The 22,900-nt window shown below is 40.6% G+C and carries 23 protein-coding genes; 13 read left to right on the forward strand and 10 right to left on the reverse strand.

From position 1 onward, the window contains the following. Positions 1 to 3: 3 nt before the first annotated feature. Positions 4 to 693, reverse strand: coding sequence for a phosphopantothenate--cysteine ligase (gene coaB / locus M1F65_RS02300; RefSeq protein WP_247925383.1), 690 nt, complete (start codon positions 691 to 693; stop codon positions 4 to 6). Positions 694 to 921: 228 nt separating this feature from the next. Here coaB and M1F65_RS02305 point away from each other — a divergent pair, with 228 nt between their 5' ends. From M1F65_RS02305 to radC, 3 genes are all read left to right on the forward strand, one after another. Beyond that, complete coding sequence (locus tag M1F65_RS02305) at positions 922 to 2,592, forward strand: formate--tetrahydrofolate ligase (RefSeq protein WP_000845267.1); 1,671 nt, start codon at positions 922 to 924, stop codon at positions 2,590 to 2,592. Between the two features lie 182 nt (positions 2,593 to 2,774). Beyond that, positions 2,775 to 5,066 carry a DNA helicase PcrA gene (gene pcrA / locus M1F65_RS02310; RefSeq protein WP_042902220.1) on the forward strand — a complete coding sequence of 764 codons (2,292 nt, stop codon included), beginning with the start codon at positions 2,775 to 2,777 and terminating at the stop codon, positions 5,064 to 5,066. 42 nt (positions 5,067 to 5,108) lie between these two features. After that, positions 5,109 to 5,789, forward strand: coding sequence for a RadC family protein (gene radC, locus M1F65_RS02315; RefSeq protein ID WP_042902221.1), 681 nt, complete (start codon positions 5,109 to 5,111; stop codon positions 5,787 to 5,789). Here the strand turns inward: radC and M1F65_RS02320 are convergent. The 7 genes from M1F65_RS02320 to M1F65_RS02350 all read right to left on the reverse strand — a co-directional run bounded on the left by M1F65_RS02320 (position 5,786) and on the right by M1F65_RS02350 (position 10,554). After that, on the reverse strand, positions 5,786 to 6,475 hold the full coding sequence (locus tag M1F65_RS02320; RefSeq protein ID WP_247925384.1) for a gamma-glutamyl-gamma-aminobutyrate hydrolase family protein: 690 nt from the start codon (positions 6,473 to 6,475) through the stop codon (positions 5,786 to 5,788). The two genes, radC and M1F65_RS02320, sit on opposite strands and share 4 nt — an antisense overlap. Positions 6,476 to 6,490: 15 nt before the next feature. Beyond that, on the reverse strand, positions 6,491 to 7,132 hold the full coding sequence (locus M1F65_RS02325) for a redox-sensing transcriptional repressor Rex (RefSeq protein WP_000653409.1): 642 nt from the start codon (positions 7,130 to 7,132) through the stop codon (positions 6,491 to 6,493). Positions 7,133 to 7,214: 82 nt separating this feature from the next. Then, positions 7,215 to 7,430: a DUF4649 family protein gene (locus M1F65_RS02330; RefSeq protein WP_000286093.1), complete on the reverse strand. Its 216-nt coding sequence runs from the start codon at positions 7,428 to 7,430 to the stop codon at positions 7,215 to 7,217. A gap of 6 nt (positions 7,431 to 7,436) precedes the next feature. Beyond that, a complete protein-coding gene (locus M1F65_RS02335; protein WP_042902224.1) occupies positions 7,437 to 7,784 on the reverse strand; it encodes a DUF1831 domain-containing protein in 348 nt (115 codons plus the stop codon). A 4-nt stretch (positions 7,785 to 7,788) separates the two neighbouring features. Continuing rightward, positions 7,789 to 8,904 (reverse strand): cysteine desulfurase family protein, encoded by a 1,116-nt coding sequence (locus M1F65_RS02340; RefSeq protein WP_247925385.1) that lies wholly within the window; start codon positions 8,902 to 8,904, stop codon positions 7,789 to 7,791. A 9-nt stretch (positions 8,905 to 8,913) separates the two neighbouring features. Beyond that, positions 8,914 to 9,873 carry a ribose-phosphate diphosphokinase gene (locus tag M1F65_RS02345; RefSeq protein ID WP_001283843.1) on the reverse strand — a complete coding sequence of 320 codons (960 nt, stop codon included), beginning with the start codon at positions 9,871 to 9,873 and terminating at the stop codon, positions 8,914 to 8,916. A 111-nt stretch (positions 9,874 to 9,984) separates the two neighbouring features. Next, a complete protein-coding gene (locus M1F65_RS02350) occupies positions 9,985 to 10,554 on the reverse strand; it encodes a CYTH domain-containing protein (protein ID WP_000681306.1) in 570 nt (189 codons plus the stop codon). A 128-nt stretch (positions 10,555 to 10,682) separates the two neighbouring features. Between M1F65_RS02350 and yjbM the strand changes: the two genes are divergently transcribed. From yjbM to M1F65_RS02395, 9 genes are all read left to right on the forward strand, one after another. Continuing rightward, positions 10,683 to 11,354: a GTP diphosphokinase gene (yjbM, locus tag M1F65_RS02355; protein WP_000151556.1), complete on the forward strand. Its 672-nt coding sequence runs from the start codon at positions 10,683 to 10,685 to the stop codon at positions 11,352 to 11,354. Continuing rightward, positions 11,338 to 12,156, forward strand: a complete 819-nt coding sequence (locus M1F65_RS02360; RefSeq protein WP_000799063.1) for an NAD kinase — start codon at positions 11,338 to 11,340, stop codon at positions 12,154 to 12,156. Before yjbM ends, M1F65_RS02360 begins: the two co-directional genes overlap by 17 nt. After that, positions 12,153 to 13,049, forward strand: coding sequence for an RluA family pseudouridine synthase (locus M1F65_RS02365; protein ID WP_247925386.1), 897 nt, complete (start codon positions 12,153 to 12,155; stop codon positions 13,047 to 13,049). The genes M1F65_RS02360 and M1F65_RS02365 overlap by 4 nt, the downstream gene beginning before the upstream one ends. Before the next feature lie 43 nt (positions 13,050 to 13,092). Continuing rightward, on the forward strand, positions 13,093 to 14,067 hold the full coding sequence (pta, locus tag M1F65_RS02370) for a phosphate acetyltransferase (protein WP_247925387.1): 975 nt from the start codon (positions 13,093 to 13,095) through the stop codon (positions 14,065 to 14,067). Positions 14,068 to 14,149: 82 nt separating this feature from the next. Beyond that, positions 14,150 to 15,328 carry an A/G-specific adenine glycosylase gene (gene mutY / locus M1F65_RS02375; RefSeq protein ID WP_084881790.1) on the forward strand — a complete coding sequence of 393 codons (1,179 nt, stop codon included), beginning with the start codon at positions 14,150 to 14,152 and terminating at the stop codon, positions 15,326 to 15,328. Between the two features lie 56 nt (positions 15,329 to 15,384). After that, positions 15,385 to 16,092, forward strand: coding sequence for a response regulator YycF (gene yycF, locus M1F65_RS02380; RefSeq protein WP_000722058.1), 708 nt, complete (start codon positions 15,385 to 15,387; stop codon positions 16,090 to 16,092). Further along, the gene (vicK, locus tag M1F65_RS02385) at positions 16,085 to 17,434 is read left to right on the forward strand and encodes a cell wall metabolism sensor histidine kinase VicK (RefSeq protein ID WP_000568720.1); all 1,350 of its coding nucleotides are present in this window, start codon (positions 16,085 to 16,087) and stop codon (positions 17,432 to 17,434) included. Before yycF ends, vicK begins: the two co-directional genes overlap by 8 nt. Before the next feature lies 1 nt (position 17,435). Continuing rightward, positions 17,436 to 18,245: an MBL fold metallo-hydrolase gene (locus tag M1F65_RS02390; RefSeq protein ID WP_001290606.1), complete on the forward strand. Its 810-nt coding sequence runs from the start codon at positions 17,436 to 17,438 to the stop codon at positions 18,243 to 18,245. Positions 18,246 to 18,332: 87 nt separating this feature from the next. After that, a complete protein-coding gene (locus tag M1F65_RS02395) occupies positions 18,333 to 19,106 on the forward strand; it encodes a potassium channel family protein (protein ID WP_000824597.1) in 774 nt (257 codons plus the stop codon). A 36-nt stretch (positions 19,107 to 19,142) separates the two neighbouring features. Here M1F65_RS02395 and M1F65_RS02400 read toward each other — a convergent pair whose 3' ends face one another. Together M1F65_RS02400 and M1F65_RS02405 are read right to left on the reverse strand one after the other, a co-directional pair. Further along, positions 19,143 to 19,490: a DUF6568 family protein gene (locus tag M1F65_RS02400; protein ID WP_000434665.1), complete on the reverse strand. Its 348-nt coding sequence runs from the start codon at positions 19,488 to 19,490 to the stop codon at positions 19,143 to 19,145. Between the two features lie 111 nt (positions 19,491 to 19,601). After that, positions 19,602 to 21,320, reverse strand: coding sequence for a phospho-sugar mutase (locus M1F65_RS02405; RefSeq protein WP_247925388.1), 1,719 nt, complete (start codon positions 21,318 to 21,320; stop codon positions 19,602 to 19,604). Between the two features lie 410 nt (positions 21,321 to 21,730). Between M1F65_RS02405 and M1F65_RS02410 the strand changes: the two genes are divergently transcribed. Further along, entirely contained in the window at positions 21,731 to 22,885 is a 1,155-nt protein-coding gene (locus tag M1F65_RS02410; protein ID WP_000722097.1) for a DUF4352 domain-containing protein, read from the forward strand. The last annotated feature ends 15 nt before the right edge of the window (positions 22,886 to 22,900 follow it).

Consider the following 22,900-nt stretch of genomic DNA (forward strand, 5'->3'; position numbering starts at 1 on the left):
TTTCTATGAATCGTATGCTTGAATTTTTTCAAGAAGGAGGTTCGCTATTTCCTCTTTGGTTTGAACGGTTTGGAGTTGCTCTTTTTCAACAAAGATTGCATGATGCTGATTTGCCGAGATTTGAGTCAGGTCATTTGCGATGATTAAGTCTGCTTGGTTCTTGATAAGACTTTGTCTAGCAATTTCTATGAGATATTCTTCAGAGACATCAACAAGTAGTTTAAAGCCAATCAGATGAATGGCAGGATTCCATTCCTTGACTAGAGAGATGATTTTGGGTGTTTTTTTCAGGAATAAGATCTGAACCTCATCAGTTGAAGAAATCTTAGCTTCTATATTTTGCTTGTCTAATAATTCTTCCAGATTAGAGCTCGTCTTAACTTCATCTAGTCCCGTCATATAAACAGGAGTGTAGTCAGAAACTGCCATCGAATGAATCAAGACCTGATAATCTTGAACACACTTTTTCATCTCTAAAAGAAGATCATTCGTATTTTTGATTTCTAGAATGGTTAGATGGCGATGAGGTTCTGGCTTAAGAGCACTAGGAGTAGTAATCAGACAAATCTCATGACCAGCAGCAAGTAGGGTTTCGGTAATAATTTTCCCCAAGCGACCAGTCGAGTGATTCGTGATAGAGCGGACGCTATCGATTGCTTCACTTGTGCCGCCTGACGTAACTAAAATTTTCATAGGACTATTGTACACAAAAATAAACAGTAAGTAAAATGAAAGCGATAAATTTTTGGAAAAACGAAGCTACACTATAGTTTATAACTATAAAGCCATATAAAATTTTCAAAAGAGCCCTAAAAATCTTTAAAACAATGATATTTACGAACGTTTAGAGAGTTTATGGATGTTAAAAATCTTGTTTTGTGATATAATGAATTATCACATTAGAGGTTAGAGGAGTTTTGAATGAAAACAGATATTGAAATCGCACAGAGTATTGAGTTGAAACCAATCGTTGATGTTGTTGAGAAACTTGGTATTTCTTACGACGATTTGGAATTGTACGGGAAGTATAAGGCTAAACTCAGCTTTGATAAAATTCGTGCAGTTGAGAGCAATCCAGTTGGGAAATTAATCTTGGTTACTGCCATCAATCCAACTCCAGCAGGTGAAGGAAAATCAACTATTACCATTGGTCTTGCGGATGCCTTGAACAAGATTGGCAAAAAAACCATGATTGCTATCCGCGAACCATCTCTTGGTCCAGTCATGGGGATTAAGGGTGGTGCAGCTGGTGGTGGTTACGCCCAAGTGCTTCCAATGGAGGACATCAACCTCCACTTTACGGGGGATATGCATGCCATTACAACAGCCAACAATGCTCTTTCAGCCTTGATTGACAATCACTTGCACCAAGGAAATGAGCTGGGAATCGACCAACGTCGTATTCTCTGGAAACGTGTAGTGGACTTGAACGACCGCGCCCTTCGTCATGTAACCGTTGGACTTGGTGGTCCTCTAAACAGTATTCCTCGTGAGGATGGTTTTGATATTACAGTTGCTTCAGAAATCATGGCCATTCTTTGCTTGGCAACGGACATCGAGGACTTGAAACGTCGTTTGGCGAATATCGTTATTGGCTATCGCTATGACCGTACACCAGTTACTGTTGGTGATTTACAGATTGAGGGAGCATTAGCATTGATTTTGAAAGATGCTATCAAACCGAACTTGGTTCAGACAATTTACGGTACACCTGCCTTTGTACACGGTGGTCCATTTGCCAATATCGCTCATGGATGTAACTCTGTTTTGGCAACAAGCACAGCCCTTCACTTGGCTGATTATACTGTTACTGAAGCTGGTTTTGGTGCGGACCTTGGTGCTGAGAAATTCCTTGACATTAAGACACCAAACTTGCCAGCATCTCCAGATGCTGTTGTCATCGTCGCAACTCTCCGTGCCCTTAAGATGAATGGTGGTGTAGCTAAGGACGCTCTTACAGAGGAAAATGTAGAAGCAGTTCGTGCAGGTTTTGCTAACTTGAAACGCCACGTTGAGAACATCCGTAAGTTCGGTATTCCAGCAGTTGTAGCTATCAATGAATTTGTTTCTGATACAGAGGCTGAAATCGCAGCCTTGAAGGAACTTTGTGCCTCAATCGATGTACCAGTAGAATTGGCTAGTGTCTGGGCTGATGGCGCAGAAGGTGGTGTAACACTTGCCGAAACACTTGTCAAGACAATCTCTGAAAATCCAGCCAACTACACTCGTCTTTATGACAATGACCTTTCTGTCCAAGAAAAGATTGAAAAGATTGTTACTGAAATCTATCGTGGTAGCAAAGTGAACTTTGAGAAGAAAGCTCAAACACAAATCGCTCAAATCGTTCAAAACGGATGGGACAAATTGCCAATCTGTATGGCTAAAACTCAGTACAGTTTCTCAGACAATCCAAATGCACTTGGAGCACCAGAAAACTTTGAAATTACCATTCGTGAATTGGTACCAAAATTAGGGGCAGGCTTTATTGTTGCCCTAACTGGTGATGTCATGACCATGCCAGGCCTTCCAAAACGACCAGCCGCTCTTAATATGGATGTTGAAAGCGACGGAACTGTTCTAGGATTGTTCTAATAGTTTAATTGAATTAAAATGAGTTTGGAAATAATATCCAAGCTCATTTTTTTATCTAGCTTTAAGGAGTTGTCTTCAGCTGATAATAGAGTTACTTTCTAGACGCAATCAGTCTAGGTAAAGATATTTTCCTCGATTTCTGATATAATAGAAACATTGACTTCAAGAGTAAGGAAGAGAAAATGAACGCATTATTGAATGGAATGAATGACCGTCAGGCTGAGGCAGTGCAAACGACAGAAGGGCCCTTATTAATCATGGCTGGTGCTGGTTCTGGGAAGACTCGTGTTTTAACTCACAGAATCGCCTACTTGATTGATGAAAAGATGGTCAATCCTTGGAATATTTTGGCCATTACCTTTACCAATAAGGCGGCGCGTGAGATGAAGGAGCGTGCCTATGGCCTCAATCCAGCTACTCAGGACTGTTTGATTGCGACCTTTCACTCCATGTGTGTTCGTATCCTACGTCGCGATGCGGATCATATTGGCTACAATCGGAATTTCACTATTGTAGATCCTGGTGAGCAACGAACTCTCATGAAACGCATTCTCAAGCAGTTAAACTTGGATCCAAAAAAATGGAATGAACGAACCATTTTGGGAACCATTTCCAATGCTAAGAATGACTTGATTGATGATGTGGCTTATGCTGCTCAGGCTGGTGATATGTATACGCAAATCGTGGCCCAGTGTTATACAGCTTATCAAAAGGAGCTTCGTCAGTCTGAGTCCGTTGACTTTGATGATTTGATTATGCTGACCCTGCGTCTCTTTGATCAAAATCCTGACGTCTTGACTTACTATCAGCAGAAGTTCCAGTACATTCATGTTGATGAGTACCAAGATACCAACCATGCCCAGTATCAATTGGTCAAACTCTTGGCTTCACGCTTTAAAAATATCTGCGTAGTCGGTGATGCTGACCAGTCTATTTACGGTTGGCGTGGGGCTGATATGCAGAATATCTTGGATTTTGAGAAAGATTACCCTCAAGCCAAGGTCGTTTTGTTAGAGGAGAATTATCGTTCAACTAAAACCATTCTCCAGGCTGCCAACGACGTCATCAAAAACAATAAAAAACGTCGTCCCAAGAATCTCTGGACCCAGAATGCGGATGGGGAGCAAATTGTTTATTATCGCGCAAATGACGAACAAGATGAGGCTGTTTTTGTAGCCAAAACCATCGATGAACTTGGTCGAACTCAAAACTTCCTCCACAAGGATTTTGCAGTTCTTTATCGGACTAACGCCCAGTCTCGTACTATTGAAGAGGCCCTCCTAAAGTCCAATATTCCTTATACTATGGTCGGCGGAACCAAGTTCTACAGTCGTAAGGAAATCCGTGATATTATCGCCTATCTTAATCTCATTGCCAATCTGAGTGACAATATCAGTTTTGAGCGCATTATTAACGAACCAAAACGCGGAATTGGCCCAGGGACGGTTGAGAAAATTCGCGACTTTGCGAATATGCAAGACATGTCTATGCTGGATGCTTCAGCCAATATCATGTTGTCTGGCATCAAAGGAAAAGCAGCTCAGTCTATCTGGGATTTTGCCAATATGATTCTGGATTTGCGGGAAAAACTGGATCAATTAACTATCACCGAGCTGGTGGAGGCTGTTCTAGAAAAAACAGGTTATGTCGATATTCTTAATGCTCAGGCAACCTTGGAGAGCAAGGCGCGGGTTGAAAATATCGAGGAATTCCTTTCTGTTACCAAAAACTTTGATGACAACCCTGATAGTCAGGAAGAAGAAACTGGTTTGGACAAACTCAGTCGATTCTTGAATGACTTGGCTTTGATTGCAGACACAGATTCAGGCAGTCAGGAGACATCAGAAGTAACCTTGATGACCTTGCACGCAGCTAAGGGACTTGAGTTCCCAGTTGTCTTTATCATTGGGATGGAGGAAAATGTCTTTCCACTTAGTCGTGCAGCAGAAGATCCGGATGAACTGGAAGAGGAACGCCGTTTGGCCTATGTCGGTATCACGCGTGCAGAAAAGATTCTCTATCTGACCAATGCCAACTCTCGCTTGCTTTTTGGTCGTACTAGTTACAATCGTCCGACTCGTTTTATCAATGAAATCAGTTCGGACTTGCTTGACTATCAAGGCTTGGCCCGTCCAGCGAATACTAGCTTTAAGGCATCTTATAGCAGTGGTGGAGTGGCCTTTGGTCAAGGTATGAGCCTAGCTCAGGCCCTGCAAGAAAGGAAGCGCAATGCTGCACCAAGCTCTATCCAGTCAAGCGGTCTCCCGTTTGGACAATTTGCAGCTGAAAATAAAAAAGATTCGACTGATACAAGTTGGTCCATTGGAGATATTGCACTTCACAAGAAGTGGGGAGAGGGTACTGTTCTGGAAGTCTCTGGTAGCGGTGATACTCAGGAACTAAAAATCAATTTCCCAGAAGTCGGTCTGAAAAAACTCTTAGCTAGTGTAGCTCCAATTGAGAAAAAAATCTAATTTTTCATCCTTCTCACGAATAATAAAGTGAGGAGGATTTTTATGTACAGTATTTCATTCCAAGAAGATTCACTCTTGCCTAGAGAAAGACTAGTTAAAGAGGGAGTAGAGGCTCTGAGCAATCAAGAGTTGTTAGCTATTTTGCTCAGAACGGGAACGCGTCAGGCAAATGTCTTTGAAATTGCCCAAAAAGTCTTGAATAGTCTTAACAGTCTAACTGATTTAAAGAAAATGACCCTGCAGGAATTGCAGAGTCTGTCTGGTATTGGACGGATTAAGGCCATTGAACTACAAGCAGTGATTGAACTGGGACATCGCATTCACAAACATGAAACCCTTGAGATGGAAAGTATTCTCAGTAGTCAAAAGCTAGCCAAGAAAATGCAACAGGAACTTGGCGATAAAAAACAAGAGCACCTAGTGGCGCTCTATCTCAATACTCAAAATCAAATCATTCATCAGCAAACTATTTTTATCGGCTCTGCGACACGCAGCATTGCTGAACCGAGGGAAATCCTTCACTATGCCCTCAAGCATATGGCTACCTCAGTGATTCTCGTTCACAATCATCCATCCGGTGCTGTATCTCCTAGTCGAAACGATAACCATGTCACTAAACTAGTCAAGGAAGCCTGCGAACTGATGGGAATTGTTTTCTTGGACCATCTGATTGTCTCGCACTCTGATTACTTTAGTTACCGTGAAAAGACGGATTTGATTTAGAGTTCGTTAACAACATAGTCAAATAGCGTTTTATCTTTGGGGCGATTTTCAAATAGAAATTCTGGATGCCATTGGACACCAAGATAAGGAAAGCCGTCCGTAGTTGTCACAGCCTCAATGATTCCATCTTTAGGATCATGTGCTACAACCTTAAGATTTGAAGCTAGATCTTTAATGCTTTGGTGGTGGAAGGAGTTGATGTGAGAGATTTCTCCATAGATTTCTCGGAGAATCGTATCAGGTTCCGTTACGAGGCGTTGGGTCGTGTATTCGGCTGAACAGTCCTGCCAATGATCCTCGATATCTTGGTGTAGCGTGCCTCCCATAGCAACATTGAAAAGTTGAGTACCCCGACAAACAGAGAAAATTGGTTTCTTTTGCTTAATCGCTTCATTGATAAGTGCTAGTTCAAAAATATCTCTTTGAAGATGGTAGTCTTCACTATCAATAGCCTTTGGTTCACCATAGTATTTTGGATCAACATTTTGCCCACCCGTTAGGATGAGCTTATCAATGATACTGATGTAATAGGCAGCCATTTCTTGATCACCAATTGGTAGGATGATTGGAATTCCGCCAGCGTCCTTGACTCCTTCAACAAAGCCTTTTGCTGCATAGCTCATCATGATGTCATCATCTGGATGAGCTTTTTCATTTCCTGTAATCCCAATAACTGGTTTTTTCATAAATGCTTTCGCTTTCTAATCTTCTTTACGCATAAAATAGAGGAGGGTTTGGAGTTCGCTTGTCAAATCGACATACTGAACGACCACATCTTTTGGGAGGTGGAGGTGAACAGGGGAAAAGCTGAGAATACCTTTTATACCTGCATCAACCAAAAGATTGGCGACTTCTTGTGATTTAACACTTGGAACAGTTAGGATAGCAGTTTTAACATCTGCTTCTTTTATTTTTTCTTTAATCTGAGAGATACCATAGATTGGAATTCCATCAGGTGTCTGGCTTCCAACTTCTGGATGGTCATCTAGGTCAAAGGCCATGATAATTTTCATCTTGTTACGCTCGTGGAAGCGGTAGTGGAGAAGGGCATGGCCCATATTTCCAATCCCAACCAGCATAACATTGGTAATTGAGTTATCATTAAGGAGATCAGCAAAAAAATTCATCAATTTTTTGACATCATAACCAAAACCACGACGACCTAGCTCGCCAAAATAGGAAAAATCACGTCGAACGGTCGCAGAGTCGATACCGATAGCCTCTGCAATTTGCTTGGAGTTGGCACGTTCGATTTTTTCTGCATGAAATCTCTTGAAAATTCGATAGTAAAGTGAGAGTCTTTTTGCTGTTGCTTTTGGAATAGCAGACTGTTTATCTTTCACAAAATCACAACCTTTCTATTCTTCTATTTTATAGAAACATTGTGAAAAAATCAACAAAAACAAGAAAAAACTAAGAAATTTCTTAGTTTTTATCTGAAAAATGAGCTTGTGATAGAAAACGGTAGAGATCGCCAACCAATCCTTGATAAATCACCTTATCATTCAGCGTTAAGGAGCTGATTAGGAGAGTATCAGGTAGGGTCACGCAGCCTGATAGAGATAACATAAGCTCTTCGTAATCCTTATATTCAAGTGTACGTTCTACGTGATAGTTATCTTGATAGGTAAGTCGATACATAGTCAATTATCTTTCTTCTTTAATGAAGATACCGCGTTCTACAAGGCTGTCCATGAGGAAGTAGAATTTTTCTTGATGAATGTGGTGGTCTTCTGATTTAAAGATATTCACCAAACGAAGGCCAGACTTGTCAGTGATGTTGAGTTTAGCACCTGTAAGGTCTTTGTTGATGATGATTTTTAGCTTGAAACCTTCACCGCTGTTGGGTACTTTTTCAAGTAGACGAGTCAGTTCGTAGTTTCCTACTTTTGTTTCAAAGAAAGTATTGTCTTTGAGCGTGAATTTTTTGACAGATGGGTTAAGTGTATAGTCGTAGCGACAGTTTTGTAGTTTAATGGTTTTTTCGAATGCCATTAGTTTAATCTCCAATAATATTTTTTAAAGTTTGTGCGAGTTGTTTCAGTTCTTCTTCGGTATTAAGAGGAGAGAGACTGATACGGACAGATTCTGTTAAACGATGCGAATCAGACCCATAAAATGCTTCAAGCACATGACTGGTTTGCACAATACCAGCAGTACAAGCTGAACCGGTAGAAATTGAAATTCCTTCAAGGTCTAACCGTAGCAAGAGCAAATCATTTTTTTGACCAGGAAAGCCAATGTTGACAACATAAGGTAGTTGGTCTTGACTTTCATTGAGATAGTAGTCGAGACCTGCAATTTCTTCTAAAAAAGTAGCTTTGAGTGCGCTTAGTTTTTGGTAATGCTCAACTTGGTCATTTAAATCCTCTTTGAGAGCAGCGACCATGCCTACAATGGCAGCGAGATTTTCTGTTCCAGCCCGTTTCTTTTGTTCTTGGTCTCCACCGTGAAGGTAGGAATCAAAGTCTCCAGTCGATGCGTAAAGAAATCCGACTCCTTTTGGTCCATGGAATTTGTGGGCAGAAGCGCTGAGGAAATCAATTCCCAATTCCTCGGGATGGATAGGAATTTTTCCGATAGCTTGAACAGCATCTATATGATAAGCAGCAGGATGGTCTTTTAAAATATGTCCAATCTCAGCGATAGGTAAGAGACTTCCAGTTTCATTGTTAGCGTACATGGTGGAAACGAGAATGGTATCGTCACGTAAGGCTTCTTGAATTTGCTGAGCAGTTATCTCTTGATTTACTGGTTGGATGATGGTCACTTCAAAGCCAAAATGTTGCACCAGGTAATCGACAGTCTCAAGTACAGAATGGTGTTCGATAGCTGTTGTGATGATATGTTTTCCACGATTTTGATGACGTAGGCAATAGCCGATAATGGCTGTATTGTTACTTTCTGTACCGCCAGATGTGAAAAAGATATGTTGAGGTTTGGTTCCTAGTAAGTGGGCTAAGTCCTGACGAGCCTCTCGTAAGAGTTTACCAGCCTGCCGACCATGACCATGAATACTAGAAGGATTACCATGAGTTTCTTGCATGACCTTGGTCATTTCTGCAATAGCTACTGCAGACATAGGAGTCGTTGCAGCATTGTCCAAATAAATCAAAGAATCACCTTATTTCTTTTTGTTGTAAGCAAAGAGTGGGCTGACTGGTTTTCTTTCATGGATGCGGACGATAGCATCTCCGATTAATTCGCTAGCAGTAATGTAACATACATTTTCTGGAGTTCTTTCTTTGGTCGCTACGGAGTCTGTCACAAGGATTTCCTTGATGTTTGTAGCATCAAGAAGATCTGCTGCCCCTTCAACAAATAAACCGTGACTAGATACTGCATAAATCTCAGTTGCGCCTTCACGTTCAACGATTTTGGCTGCTTCAGAGAAAGTACGACCAGTATTTAGGATATCGTCAATCAAGATAGCCTTCTTGCCTTCAACATCCCCAATGATATAGCCTTCGTTACGATCAGAATCGTCTTGGGCGTAGTCAATGATAGCGATAGGAGCATCAAGGTATTCAGCCAAACTACGTGCACGTTTAACACCAGAGTTCTTTGGACTGACAACAACAACATCAGAGCCAAGAAGTCCTTTATCACAGTAGTGCTTAGCAAATAGAGGAACAGTATAAAGATTATCTACAGGAATATCAAAGAAACCTTGGACCTGAACAGCGTGGAGGTCCAGCGTTAGAACACGGCTTACACCAGCTTTGACAAGCATATTGGCAACTAGTTTTGCAGTGAGGGGTTCGCGAGAAGAAGCGATACGATCCTGACGCGCATAACCAAAGTAAGGGAGGACAACGTTGATACTATGAGCACTTGCACGTACACAAGCGTCAACCATGATCAACAACTCCATCAAGTGGTTGCTAACAGGGTAGCTGGTTGACTGGATGATGTAGACGTCGTAACCACGGACACTTTCTTCAATGTTGACCTGGATTTCGCCGTCAGAAAATTGTCGAGAGGATAATTTCCCGAGAGGTACACCAACTGTATCCGCAATCTTTTGAGCGATTTCATGGTTAGAGTTTAGGGTGAAAAGTTTCATGTTGTTTCTATCTGACATTATAGACCGTCCTCTGTAAACTTTGTGAATCTTCTTTGAGAAAGTTTTGTTTTTCAAAGCCAGATTCTTTTATTTTTATCTTTTCTATTTTACCAAAAAAAGGAGATTATTTCAGCTTTTTTTCATGCTTTTAATAAAACGAATTAATTTTGAAGGAGCTTTCTGATAGGTTATCTGATTTTCATCTAAAAATCTCTGAAAATCTTCTTTCCCTTTTTCATGGTCGGTGACTTCAAGTTCGAGTTCATAGTCCGTCTGGTCAAAGTATTGACTTTCATCTAAGGCCATTAAGCCAATCTCAGTTTTCATTTCATAACGAAGGGTGGAAAGGCAACCTAGAACAAGCCAGTCATGGCTTTCGATGCCAATCTTAGAGAGCTTCTCTAGAACGAGACCCTGAGGTAGTTTTGGTTTTTCTAGGTACGATTCAGCTTCTGGAAGAGTTAGTTTCTGGTTGTATTCCATATTTCCTACAGTTTGAGGCACTTTTAAGGTCAATTCCGCCCAATCTGCAAAAGTGCGAATGCGCATGGCAACCTTCTTTTCACGCAATTGGAAATCTGGTGTGTCAATGTAGTAGTTCTTCTGAAGAACGGGTTGGATATGGGAAAACTGTTTTTTTAGATGATCATATTCCTCTTTTTTCAGAAGTGTTTTCAATTCTATTTCTAAATGTTTCATTTTTTCAACCTTTTCTATATCTTTGAAAGCGATTTATGGTATAATGGACAATGTATTTATTGTATACGAATGTACTGAAAAAATCAAAGATTTTCGACAGAGCAATCAAACATTACAAGGGAGAAAGTATGACCATAGAATGGGAAGAATTTTTAGATCCTTACATTCAGGCTGTTGGTGAATTGAAGATTAAACTTCGGGGAATTCGCAAACAGTATCGTAAGCAAAACAAGCATTCTCCGATTGAGTTTGTAACGGGTCGGGTAAAACCGATTGAAAGTATCAAAGAAAAAATGGCTCGTCGAGGAATTACATATGCAAGTCTGGAACATGATCTGCAAGACATTGCTGGTTTACGTGTCATGGTTCAGTTCGTTGATGACGTTAAAGAAGTAGTTGAGATTCTACGTAAACGCCAAGATATGAGAGTCGTTCAGGAACGAGATTATATCACTCATCGTAAGGCTTCGGGTTATCGTTCTTATCACGTGGTTGTCGAATATACTGTAGATACGATAAATGGGGCTAAGACCATCCTCGCCGAGATTCAAATACGGACTTTGGCTATGAACTTTTGGGCGACCATTGAACACTCGCTCAATTATAAATATCAGGGCGATTTTCCAGAAGAAATCAGGACAAGATTGGAAATTACAGCGAAAATAGCTCATCAACTGGATGAAGAAATGGGTAAGATTCGAGATGACATCCAGGAAGCGCAGGCTCTCTTTGATCCATTGAGCAGAAAATTAAATGACGGTGTAGGAAATAGTGACGATACAGATGAAGAATACAGGTAAACGAGTTGACCTCATAGCAAATAGAAAACCACAAAGCCAGAAGGTTTTGCATGAGCTGAGGGAAAAACTAAAGAAACAACATTTTATACTGAACGATACCAATCCTGACATCGTCATTTCGATTGGTGGTGACGGGATGCTTTTGTCCGCTTTCCACAAGTATGAGAATCAGTTAGACAAGGTTCGATTTGTAGGTGTTCATACAGGGCATTTGGGATTTTACACAGATTATCGTGATTTTGAGTTGGATCAGTTGGTGACCAATCTCCTACTCGATACTGGTGCCAAGGTTTCTTATCCTGTTTTGAATGTCAAGGTAACGCTTGAAAATGGAGAAGTGAAAATCTTCCGAGCCTTAAATGAAGCGAGTATCCGTCGATCAGACCGCACCATGGTGGCAGATATCATCATTAACCATGTTCCGTTCGAGAGATTTCGTGGAGATGGAGTGACTGTTTCAACTCCGACGGGTAGTACTGCCTACAACAAGTCCCTGGGTGGAGCTGTCTTGCATCCTACCATTGAAGCCTTGCAGTTGACGGAAATAGCGAGTCTTAACAACCGAGTCTATCGCACTTTGGGATCATCGATCATTATTCCCAAAAAGGATAAGATTGAACTCTTGCCGACACGCAATGATTATCACACGATATCAGTCGATAACAGCGTCTATTCATTCCGTAATATCGAACGGATTGAGTATCAAATCGACCATCACAAGATTCACTTCGTAGCGACACCAAGTCATACTAGTTTCTGGAATCGTGTCAAAGATGCCTTCATCGGCGAGGTGGATGAATGAGGTTCGAATTTACCGCAGATGAGCACGTCAAAGTTAAAACTTTCCTCAAGAAACATGAGGTTTCTAAGGGACTTTTGGCTAAGATTAAGTTTCGAGGCGGGGCTATTCTGGTCAATGACCAACCACAAAATGCGACTTATCTCTTAGATATTGGAGACAGGGTAACTATTGACATTCCAGCGGAGGAAGGGTTTGAGAGTCTTGAAGCAATTGAGCGTCCACTGGATGTTCTCTATGAGGATGACCATTTTCTGGTTTTGAATAAACCTTATGGAGTAGCTTCCATCCCCAGTGTCAATCATTCCAATACCATTGCTAATTTTATCAAGGGCTACTATGTTAAGCAAAACTATGAAAACCAGCAAGTTCACATCGTGACTAGGCTTGATAGAGATACATCTGGTTTGATGCTCTTTGCCAAGCACGGTTATGCTCATGCACGATTAGACAAGCAACTGCAACGAAAGTCTATCGAAAAAAGGTATTTTGCACTTGTTAAAGGAGATGGTGACTTGGAGCCAGAGGGGGAGATTATTGCCCCGATTGCGCGTGATGAAGATTCTATTATCACGAGACGGGTTGCCAAAGGTGGGAAATACGCTCATACGTCTTACAAAGTTGTAGCGTCCTATGGAAATATTCACCTAGTTGATATTCGCCTGCATACTGGGCGAACCCACCAAATCCGAGTGCATTTTTCTCATATTGGTTTTCCTTTGTTGGGAGACGATCTCTATGGAGGCGGCCTAGACGATGGGATTCAACGCCAGGCCTTGCATTGTCATTATTTATCTTTTTATCATCCCTTTCTAGAGCAAGATTTGCAACTAGAAAGCCCCTTACCGGATGATTTCAGCAATCTTATTACTCAGTTATCAACTAATACTCTTTAAAATCTATTTGGAGTATAATTTATTTTCTTAAAGGAGAAAACTCATGGAAGTTTTTGAAAATCTCAAAGCCCACCTAGTTGGCAAAAATGCTCGTATCGTTCTCCCTGAAGGGGAAGAGCCACGTATTCTTCAAGCAACAAAACGCTTGGTAAAAGAAACAGAAGTAATCCCTGTTTTGCTCGGAAACCCTGAAAAAATTAAAATTTATCTCGAAATCGAAGGGATCATGGATGGTTATGAAGTGATTGATCCTCAACATTATCCTCAATTCGAAGAAATGGTTGCTGCTTTGGTAGAGCGTCGTAAGGGCAAAATGACTGAAGAAGAAGCGCGCAAAGTTTTGGTTGAAGATGTCAACTACTTTGGTGTGATGCTAGTCTACTTGGGCTTGGTTGACGGTATGGTATCTGGTGCGATTCACTCAACTGCCTCAACAGTTCGCCCAGCCCTACAAATCATCAAAACTCGTCCAAACGTAACTCGTACTTCAGGTGCCTTCCTTATGGTACGTGGTACAGAACGTTACCTATTTGGAGACTGTGCCATTAACATCAATCCAGATGCAGAAGCCTTGGCTGAAATCGCGATCAATTCAGCAATCACAGCTAAGATGTTTGGTATTGAACCTAAAATTGCTATGCTAAGCTATTCTACTAAAGGTTCAGGATTTGGTGAAAGTGTTGATAAGGTCGTAGAAGCAACTAAAATTGCTCACGACTTGCGTCCCGACCTTGAGATTGATGGGGAGTTGCAATTTGACGCTGCCTTTGTTCCTGAAACTGCAGCTCTAAAAGCTCCAGGAAGTAACGTAGCTGGTCAAGCAAATGTTTTTATCTTCCCAGGTATTGAAGCCGGAAATATTGGGTATAAGATGGCAGAACGTCTCGGTGGTTTTGCGGCTGTCGGACCTGTTTTGCAAGGTTTGAACAAACCGGTTAACGACCTTTCTCGTGGATGTAATGCAGATGATGTGTACAAGTTGACCCTTATCACTGCTGCCCAAGCGGTTCATCAATAAGGTTTAGTCCTCTTTCCCATGGGAAGAGGCTTTTTAGTACTGAGAAAAAGACAGTTAGAAGTTTCTATGTTATACTAGATATATGTTAGATTTGAAAGAATACGGTGTTGACATGTGGCCAGAGGAGAAGATTATTTCTTTTCGTGAGAAACTCCTCAACTGGTATGATGAAAACAAGCGAGATTTGCCTTGGCGGAGAAGTAAAAATCCTTATCACATCTGGGTATCTGAAATTATGCTGCAGCAGACCAGGGTGGATACAGTTATTCCCTACTACGAACGATTCTTGGACTGGTTTCCAACTGTTGAAAGTCTGGCCAATGCCCCTGAAGAGCGTCTGCTGAAGGCTTGGGAGGGACTGGGTTATTATTCTCGAGTGCGCAATATGCAGGCTGCAGCCCAGCAGATTATGGCTGACTTTAGTGGTCAATTTCCAAACACCTATGAAGAAATTTCTAGTTTGAAAGGAATTGGCCCTTACACAGCAGGAGCCATATCCAGTATTGCTTTTAATTTGCCAGAGCCAGCGGTCGATGGTAATGTCATGCGGGTTTTGGCACGCTTGTTTGAAGTTAACCATGATATCGGAGTTCCCAGCAATCGCAAGATTTTCCAAGCCATGATGGAAATCTTGATTGACCCGAAACGACCGGGTGACTTTAACCAAGCTCTGATGGATTTAGGTTCTGACATAGAGGCTCCAGTTAACCCTCGACCAGAAGAAAGCCCTGTTAAGGACTTTAGCGCAGCCTATCAGAATGGAACCATGGATCGATATCCGATTAAAGAACCCAAGAAAAAGCCCCTGCCAATTTATCTCAAGGCTTTGGTTGTACGCAATGACCAAGGACAATTTTTACTAGAGAAAAATGAAAGCGAGAAACTGCTAGCCGGTTTTTGGCACTTCCCATTGATTGAAGTTGATGATTTCTCAAGTGATGACGATCAGCTAGATCTCTTTTCGCAAGTCAAAGAGGAAAGCAGAGCATTTGGACCAAGCCCTCAAGAAAACTTTGAGCAAGATTATGATTTAGAAGTGAATTGGTCCCATCAAGTATTTGACCAGGTCAAGCATGTATTTAGTCATCGGAAATGGCACATTAAAATCCTAGCTGGTCAGGTGACAGAAACAAAACAGTTTTCGGACAGAGAAATTCGTTGGGTTTCTCCTCAGGAGTTTTCTGACTATCCACTTGCGAAACCTCAACAAAAAATTTGGCAGGCTTATAAAACAACTTTTGAAGATAAAGGCCTACAGTAGCCATTTGTGCCTTCTTTGCATTTTTTTGTTATAATAGATAGAGAAAAGGTGATAAAATGAAAAAAATATTAATTGTAGATGATGAGAAACCAATCTCAGATATTATTAAGTTTAATATGGCCAAGGAAGGTTATGAAGTTGTAACAGCCTTCAATGGTCGTGAGGCAATCGAGCTATTTGAAGCTGAGCAACCAGATATTATTATCCTTGACTTGATGCTACCTGAAATCGATGGTTTAGAAGTTGCTAAAGCTATTCGTAAGACTAGTAGCGTGCCGATTATCATGCTATCAGCTAAGGATAGCGAATTTGACAAGGTTATTGGTTTAGAGTTAGGTGCAGATGATTATGTTACAAAACCTTTCTCAAATCGTGAGTTGCAGGCTCGTGTCAAGGCCCTGCTTCGTCGTACAGACCTAGTTTCAGTAGATAGCCAAGAGTCTGACGAGAAGAAGACGCAACCTTTACAAATTGGTGATTTGGAAATCGTTCCAGATGCTTACGTGGCTAAGAAATATGGTGAGGAATTAGATTTGACCCACCGTGAGTTTGAACTCTTGTATCACTTGGCGTCTCATATTGGTCAAGTGATTACGCGTGAACACTTGCTTGAGACTGTATGGGGTTATGACTATTTTGGTGATGTTCGTACAGTGGACGTGACCATTAGACGCTTGCGTGAGAAAATTGAAGACACACCAAGTCGTCCAGAGTACATTCTCACACGTCGTGGTGTTGGATACTATATGAGAAATAATGATTGAAGATATTAGACAAACTATTCTGACCAGCGATTTTATCTTTATCCTGATTTTACTTGGCTTTATCCTGGTGGTGACCTTGCTGTTACTGGAAAATCGTCGGGATAATATCCGTCTAAAGGAGATAAATCAAAAGGTTAAGGACTTGATTGCAGGTGATTATTCTCAAGTTTTGGACTTGCAAGGAAGTACAGAAATCACCAATATCACCAATAATCTAAATGATTTGTCAGAAGTTATTCGTTTGACCCAAGAAAATCTGGAACAAGAGAGTAAACGATTGAACAGTATTCTTTCTTACATGACAGATGGCGTTCTTGCGACCAATCGCCGTGGCCAGATTACCATGATCAACGATATGGCCAAGAAACAGCTCGGTGTGCAGAAAGAAGATGTTCTGAATAAAAGCATCCTCGAATTACTAAAGATAGAAGATGAGTATGAGCTGCGTGACCTGATTACACAGATTCCTGAGTTGACGATTGACTCCCAGGATGTGAATGGTGAATATCTAAGCCTTCGTGTACGTTTTGCTCTGGTTCGCCGTGAGTCAGGTTTCATCTCTGGTTTGGTTGCTGTTTTACATGATACGACCGAGCAGGAGAAGGAAGAACGCGAGCGAAGACTCTTCGTTTCAAACGTGAGTCATGAGTTGAGAACTCCTTTGACCAGTGTTAAATCTTATCTTGAAGCCTTGGACGAGGGAGCCTTGTATGATCCTGTAGCCCCTGATTTTATCAAGGTTTCGCTAGATGAAACCAACCGTATGATGCGGATGGTGACAGATCTCTTGCATCTCTCTCGTATTGATAATGCGACAACTCAGTTAGATGTGGAGTTGATTAACTTTACGGCCTTCATCACCTTTATCCTTAACCGCTTTGATAAGATGAGAAGTCAGGATGACGAGAAAAAATATGAGCTTGTCAGAGATTACCCTATTAATTCAGTTTGGATCGAGATTGATACCGATAAGATGACTCAGGTGATTGATAATATTCTTAACAATGCCATCAAGTACTCACCAGATGGTGGGAAAATTACTGTCAGCATGAAAACCACTGATGACCAGATGATTTTATCTATCAAAGACCAAGGTCTAGGTATTCCAAAACAAGATTTGCCGAAGATATTTGACCGTTTTTATCGTGTGGATCGCGCAAGAAGTCGTGCACAAGGTGGAACTGGGCTAGGTCTAGCCATCGCCAAAGAAATCATCAAACAACACAATGGCTTTATTTGGGCCAAAAGTGAATACGGTAAGGGCTCAACCTTTACCATCGTGCTCCCTTATGATAAGGATGCCGTAAAAGAAGAAATATGGGAGGACGAAATAGAAGACTAGAATGAGTGAAAAAGGCTTTAAATACAGTATTTTAGCATCAGGTTCCAGTGGAAATTCCTTTTATCTGGAAACCCCAAAAAAGAAAATCCTAGTAGATGCGGGCTTGTCTGGTAAGAAAATTTCAAGTCTGCTAGCTGAAATTAATCGCAAACCTGAAGATCTGGATGCGATTCTGATTACGCATGAGCACTCAGACCATATCCATGGGGTCGGTGTCTTGGCTCGTAAATATGGCATGGATCTTTACGCCAATGAAAAGACTTGGCAGGCTATGGAAAATAGTAAGTACCTCGGCAAGGTGGACTCTTCGCAGAAGCATATTTTTGAAATGGGAAAAACCAAAACTTTTGGTGATATCGACATTGAGAGTTTTGGTGTCAGTCATGATGCGGCAGCACCACAGTTTTACCGATTTATGAAAGACGACAAGAGCTTCGTCATGCTGACCGATACAGGTTATGTAAGTGACCGTATGGCAGGAATTGTCGAGAATGCGGACGGCTACCTCATCGAGTCCAACCACGATGTGGAGATTTTGCGAGCAGGATCTTACGCTTGGCGTCTCAAACAGCGAATTCTATCGGATCTCGGTCACCTTTCTAACGAAGACGGTGCTGAGGCCATGATTCGTGCAATGGGAAATCGAACAAAGAAAATCTATCTTGGTCACTTGTCCAAAGAGAACAATATCAAGGAGCTGGCTCATATGACTATGGTCAACCAGCTAGCCCAAGCGGATCTGGGAGTCGGAGTAGACTTTAAGGTTTATGATACCTCACCAGATACTGCAACACCATTGACAGATATATAAAAAAGAAGGCGAGTGCCTTCTTTTGTTTTGTACCTTGTCAGGAATTTAGTGTGGTATAATGATTAAAAAAACTAAAGGAGTAGCAGTGTGAAGAGAAAATGGCTATTAAAGGATTACTATGACACAACGATTATCATACTTGCATTGATATCCGTTGTCCTTGTCTTGCTTGGATTTGCTGAGATGATTGATTTGGATAATCCACCCTATAGTATTATTGACTTACTACTTTGGTTTATCTTTGTGGTGGATTATGGCTGGCGTTTCTTTACAAGTAAGGAAAAGTGGCGATTTCTTCTTGAAAATATTTTTGACTTGCTAGCTATCCTTCCTTTGAATGCTATTTTTACAGTATTTCGATTAGGGCGAATCTTCCGCTTAGCAAGGCTGACAAAATTACTGAAACTAACTCGTCTTTTAAGAGTCGTTGGATTGACTGGCAAGTTGGAAAAGAAGGTTGGAAAACTCTTACGAACAAATGGCTTACTTTATATTTTCTATCTCAATTCCTTTATTGTACTGGTAGGTAGTTCAATTTTATCTGTTGTTGAAGAAAAATCATTCTCAGATAGTCTTTGGTGGGCGCTTGTGACTGTAACGACTGTTGGTTATGGAGATATTGTTCCTGCGTCGATTTTTGGGAAGTGGTTAGCTGTTTTACTAATGCTTGTTGGTATTGGCACAATAGGGATGTTAACGAGTGCCTTGACAAACTTTTTTGTAAAGGATAATCCATTTGATCAGATAAAGCTTGATAAACTTCAAGACGAATTAATAACTCAAAGAATATTACTAGAGAAACAATCTGAGAAGATAGAAGAACTGCATAGAATGATACAAGACTTGCTTGAAAAAAAGTAATTTAGACTATACAAAAACCACTCGACGAGTGGTTTTTTACAATCCTGCAAATTCTTTGATTTCTTGTGCGGACATAGAAGAGTCGCAACGGACATTGATTTGGCCATCTGCAATGTGAACGAAGCCTGGTACAGTTGGAATTCCATAGCGTGAACGGAATTCTTGTAACTCATTGAGTTGGCTTGGTTCTTCACTGTTGATGAAGTAGATGTGAGCTTTAGTTTCAGCTACGACACCTGCCAAGGTACCTGCGAATTTACGGCAGTAAGGGCAAGTTTTACGACCAATAAAGAAGGTTGCAGTTTCTTTCTTATCAAGAGCTTCTTGTGCACGCGCAACTGTAGTTACTTCAAGGTCTTTGGTGTTTTCTAAAAATTGTTCCATGAGATTACCTCGCTTTCATTGATAAGTCTAGTATGCCATAAAGTTTCTAAAAATGCTTAGATTTGATACGAAAAAAAGATGAGACTGGTTGGTCTCATCTTTTTTAGAGCTTTATTTTACAAAAGCATTGATTTCTGCTTCGATGTTGGCAATCTTAGCTTGTGAATCTTCATTGCTTTCACCCACAACAGCAATGTAGAATTTGATTTTTGGTTCTGTACCTGAAGGGCGAACTGCAATCCATGAACCGTCAGCAAGTGTATATTTCAACACATCACTTGGAGGAGTTGTCAAGTTTGTAACAGTACCATCAGCAGCAGTAGCAGTTTGAGCCTTGAAGTCTTCTACGACAGTGATAGCTGTTGCATTCCATTCTTTTGGAGCATTGTTACGGAACTTAGCCATGATTTCCTTGATTTGTTCTGCACCATCAACACCAGAAAGGGTAACAGAGATAGTCTTTTCAGCGTAGTAGCCGTATTCTTTGTAGATTTCTTCGATACCGTCAGCAAGTGTAAAACCACGTGAACGGTAGTAGGCAGCAAGCTCAGCAACGACAAGAACGGCTTGGATGGCGTCTTTATCACGTACGAATGGTTTAATCAAGTAACCGAAGCTTTCTTCAAATCCCATCATGTAAGTGTGATTGTGTTTTTCTTCGAATTCTTGGATTTTTTCAGCGATGAATTTGAAACCTGTCAAAACGTTGAACATAGTTGCGCCGTAGCTTTCAGCAATCTTCGTTACCAAGTCAGTTGATACGATGGATTTGCAGAGAGCAGCATTTTCAGGAAGAGTTCCAGCATTTTTGTGGGCTTCCAAGATGTATTTAGCCATGATAGCGCCGATTTGGTTACCTGAAAGGTTGAGGTAGCTACCATCTTTTTGAAGAACTTCAACACCAACACGGTCAGCGTCAGGGTCAGTTGCAACAAGCACATCTGCACCAACTTGACGACCAAGTTCTTCAGCAAGGGCGAAGGCTGCTTGGCTTTCTGGGTTTGGAGATTTTACAGTTGAGAAGTCAGGATCAGCAGTTGCTTGTGCTTCAACAACTTGAACAGAGTCAAATCCTGCTTGAGCAAGAGCACGACGAGCCAACATTTCACCCGTACCATGAAGTGGTGTGTAGACAATCTTCATGTCTTTACCGAATTCTTCAATCAAGGTTGGATTGATGTTTACGTCTTTAACTTCTTTAAGGTATTCTGCATCAACAGCTTCGCCGATAACTTCAATCAAGCCAGAAGCTTTTTCAGCTTCGACATCAGCAACTTCCACAGCGAATGGATTTTCGATTGCACGAATGTAAGTTGTCAAAGCATCTGCATCATGTGGAGGCATTTGTCCACCGTCTTCTCCATAAACCTTGTAACCGTTAAATGGAGCAGGGTTATGGCTGGCAGTAATCATGATACCTGCAAAACAGTTGAGGTGACGAACTGCAAATGACAGTTCTGGAGTTGGACGGAGGCTTTCAAATACGTAAGATTTGATACCGTGTTTAGCAAGAACTGCCGCAGATTCAAAGGCAAACTCAGGTGAGAAGTGACGGCTATCGTAGGCAATTGCCACACCACGTTCTTTTTCATTTCCACCTTTTGATTCAATCAAACGAGCCAAACCTTCGGTAGCTTGACGAACAACGTAGATGTTGATGCGGTTTGTACCAGCACCGATCAAACCACGCATACCAGCAGTACCAAATTCAAGATTGGTATAAAAGGCATCTTCCTTAGTTTTTTCGTCCATATTTTCCAAATCTTGGCGAAGGTAGTCTGGAAGGTCAGCAAAATCGACCCATTTTTGATAATTTTCTTGGTAAGTCATAGAGTGTCTCCTTTGTTTATTTGCTTTAATCGCTTTCATTATATCACGATTTGACATTTTAGTAAAACGTTAGCATAACTTAAAATGTAGGAAATTAATTTTTGCACTTTAGCGGGAAAATGGTGGGGACTGTGCTTACTTATACTAAGTTAGGGATGAAAATTAATTATTAGATACTTTATAACATGAAAGTTTATAATTCATTTTGTAGGTTTGTTGAAGAAAAAAATCAAAAATATTGTTATATTCTATTCTTTTTATAAAGAATCCTTTAATGTCTCAAACGAACATATAGAAAAATTTAATGTAAAACTCTATAAATTTAAGATATTTTGAAAATATCTGGTTTCTGTTTTGATTTTTATTCTGCGTATGGTAAAATATAGTAAATCATTAAAGGAGAATCCATTATGAAAAAAATTCTTAAGCATTCTGCTTTGCTTTTGTCAGCTTTAGCACTTGTTGCCTGTGGAGCTCAAAAAAAAGCAAGCGACAATGGTACTGCCTCGAACTCAAACTTTGAAGTTTCTGTGAAAGATGGTATGTTTGTATTGCCTAAAGATGAAGATTCATCTTCAAGCTACCTTGCACTTCAAGTCGAAATCAAGAACAATCGTGATAAACAGTTTAGTTTTACTAGCCAAGATATTACGCTTTATAATGAAAAAGATGAAAAATTACAACCAATTCAAATCTACGAAAGCGACAGTAAAACGAAATTTATGTCATATGGTGACAGTCTTTCTAAAGGAAAGAGTGTTGCTGGTTATGTAGTGTATGAAGTCGACAAGAATGCTAAGTATGAACTCCACTTCGCACCTAGCTTTTATGATGACATCAAAGAGAATTCTAAAAAGAATAACGATGTAGCCATCAAGGTGGATCCAAGTCAGTATGAAGACAATATTGATGAAGCAAAAGATGTAATGAAAAAATATGTCGATGCTGTTTACCTTAATGGGGAAAGCTCTGGTGGTGGAACGAACCTAAGTGCTACTGACAATAAGTCGCAAGTTGTAGCACTTGCTGATGATAAAAAATCTTCTGATAATAGTGCTGAATTCACAAACGATGCGAAAGCTGATAAAGAAGAGTTTATCAAGAAATTTACAGAGTCATTCGGAAAAGGTTTCTATAACTACAAACCTTCTGATTCAGAACTTAGAACATTCGCAGATGCTTACATCAAAGCAAATGCTAAGAGAGCAAAAGTTGATTACAAGGTGAAGACATACTTGCCAGATTATGCTGTTGTTTATGTTCGACCAGAGACAATCGACTTGGATAATTTGAATGTTTATGAATTGAGCCGTAAATTCTACGAAGAAAACAAAGGTAAATATAGCAACTACTCTGAAGCTATGAAAGCTGGTGAAAAATATATTTTAGAAAACGCACCGAGTCAATTTGATTCAACTCCTCTAGACACTAGTGATAACATGAAGAAAGAGGGTTATGAAATTAAAATGACTAAGAAAGATGGAAAATGGACCATCGATACCTCTTCTAAAAACTATGAATTGAAAGATATGGCTCGCACATTCCGTGGAGGCATTGGATACTAAGATGAAAGGTTCGGG

Origin of the sequence: Streptococcus oralis, from assembly GCF_023109195.1 — a bacterium.
GTDB classification, from domain to species: Bacteria; Bacillota; Bacilli; order Lactobacillales; family Streptococcaceae; genus Streptococcus; species Streptococcus oralis_BV.

Coding starts and splice junctions, on each gene's coding strand:
- M1F65_RS02305 (WP_000845267.1), top strand. CDS start 922: ATGAAAACAGATATTGAAATCGCACAGAGTATTGAGTTGAAACCAATC.
- M1F65_RS02335 (WP_042902224.1), bottom strand. CDS start 7,784: ATGGCATTCGAAAAAACCATTAAACTACAAAACTGTCGCTACGACTAT.
- M1F65_RS02330 (WP_000286093.1), bottom strand. CDS start 7,430: ATGTATCGACTTACCTATCAAGATAACTATCACGTAGAACGTACACTT.
- M1F65_RS02365 (WP_247925386.1), top strand. CDS start 12,153: ATGAGGTTCGAATTTACCGCAGATGAGCACGTCAAAGTTAAAACTTTC.
- yjbM (WP_000151556.1), top strand. CDS start 10,683: ATGACCATAGAATGGGAAGAATTTTTAGATCCTTACATTCAGGCTGTT.
- M1F65_RS02360 (WP_000799063.1), top strand. CDS start 11,338: ATGAAGAATACAGGTAAACGAGTTGACCTCATAGCAAATAGAAAACCA.
- mutY (WP_084881790.1), top strand. CDS start 14,150: ATGTTAGATTTGAAAGAATACGGTGTTGACATGTGGCCAGAGGAGAAG.
- M1F65_RS02410 (WP_000722097.1), top strand. CDS start 21,731: ATGAAAAAAATTCTTAAGCATTCTGCTTTGCTTTTGTCAGCTTTAGCA.
- pcrA (WP_042902220.1), top strand. CDS start 2,775: ATGAACGCATTATTGAATGGAATGAATGACCGTCAGGCTGAGGCAGTG.
- coaB (WP_247925383.1), bottom strand. CDS start 693: ATGAAAATTTTAGTTACGTCAGGCGGCACAAGTGAAGCAATCGATAGC.
- vicK (WP_000568720.1), top strand. CDS start 16,085: ATGATTGAAGATATTAGACAAACTATTCTGACCAGCGATTTTATCTTT.
- M1F65_RS02350 (WP_000681306.1), bottom strand. CDS start 10,554: ATGAAACATTTAGAAATAGAATTGAAAACACTTCTGAAAAAAGAGGAA.
- radC (WP_042902221.1), top strand. CDS start 5,109: ATGTACAGTATTTCATTCCAAGAAGATTCACTCTTGCCTAGAGAAAGA.
- yycF (WP_000722058.1), top strand. CDS start 15,385: ATGAAAAAAATATTAATTGTAGATGATGAGAAACCAATCTCAGATATT.
- M1F65_RS02320 (WP_247925384.1), bottom strand. CDS start 6,475: ATGAAAAAACCAGTTATTGGGATTACAGGAAATGAAAAAGCTCATCCA.
- M1F65_RS02390 (WP_001290606.1), top strand. CDS start 17,436: ATGAGTGAAAAAGGCTTTAAATACAGTATTTTAGCATCAGGTTCCAGT.
- pta (WP_247925387.1), top strand. CDS start 13,093: ATGGAAGTTTTTGAAAATCTCAAAGCCCACCTAGTTGGCAAAAATGCT.
- M1F65_RS02345 (WP_001283843.1), bottom strand. CDS start 9,873: ATGTCAGATAGAAACAACATGAAACTTTTCACCCTAAACTCTAACCAT.
- M1F65_RS02400 (WP_000434665.1), bottom strand. CDS start 19,490: ATGGAACAATTTTTAGAAAACACCAAAGACCTTGAAGTAACTACAGTT.
- M1F65_RS02405 (WP_247925388.1), bottom strand. CDS start 21,320: ATGACTTACCAAGAAAATTATCAAAAATGGGTCGATTTTGCTGACCTT.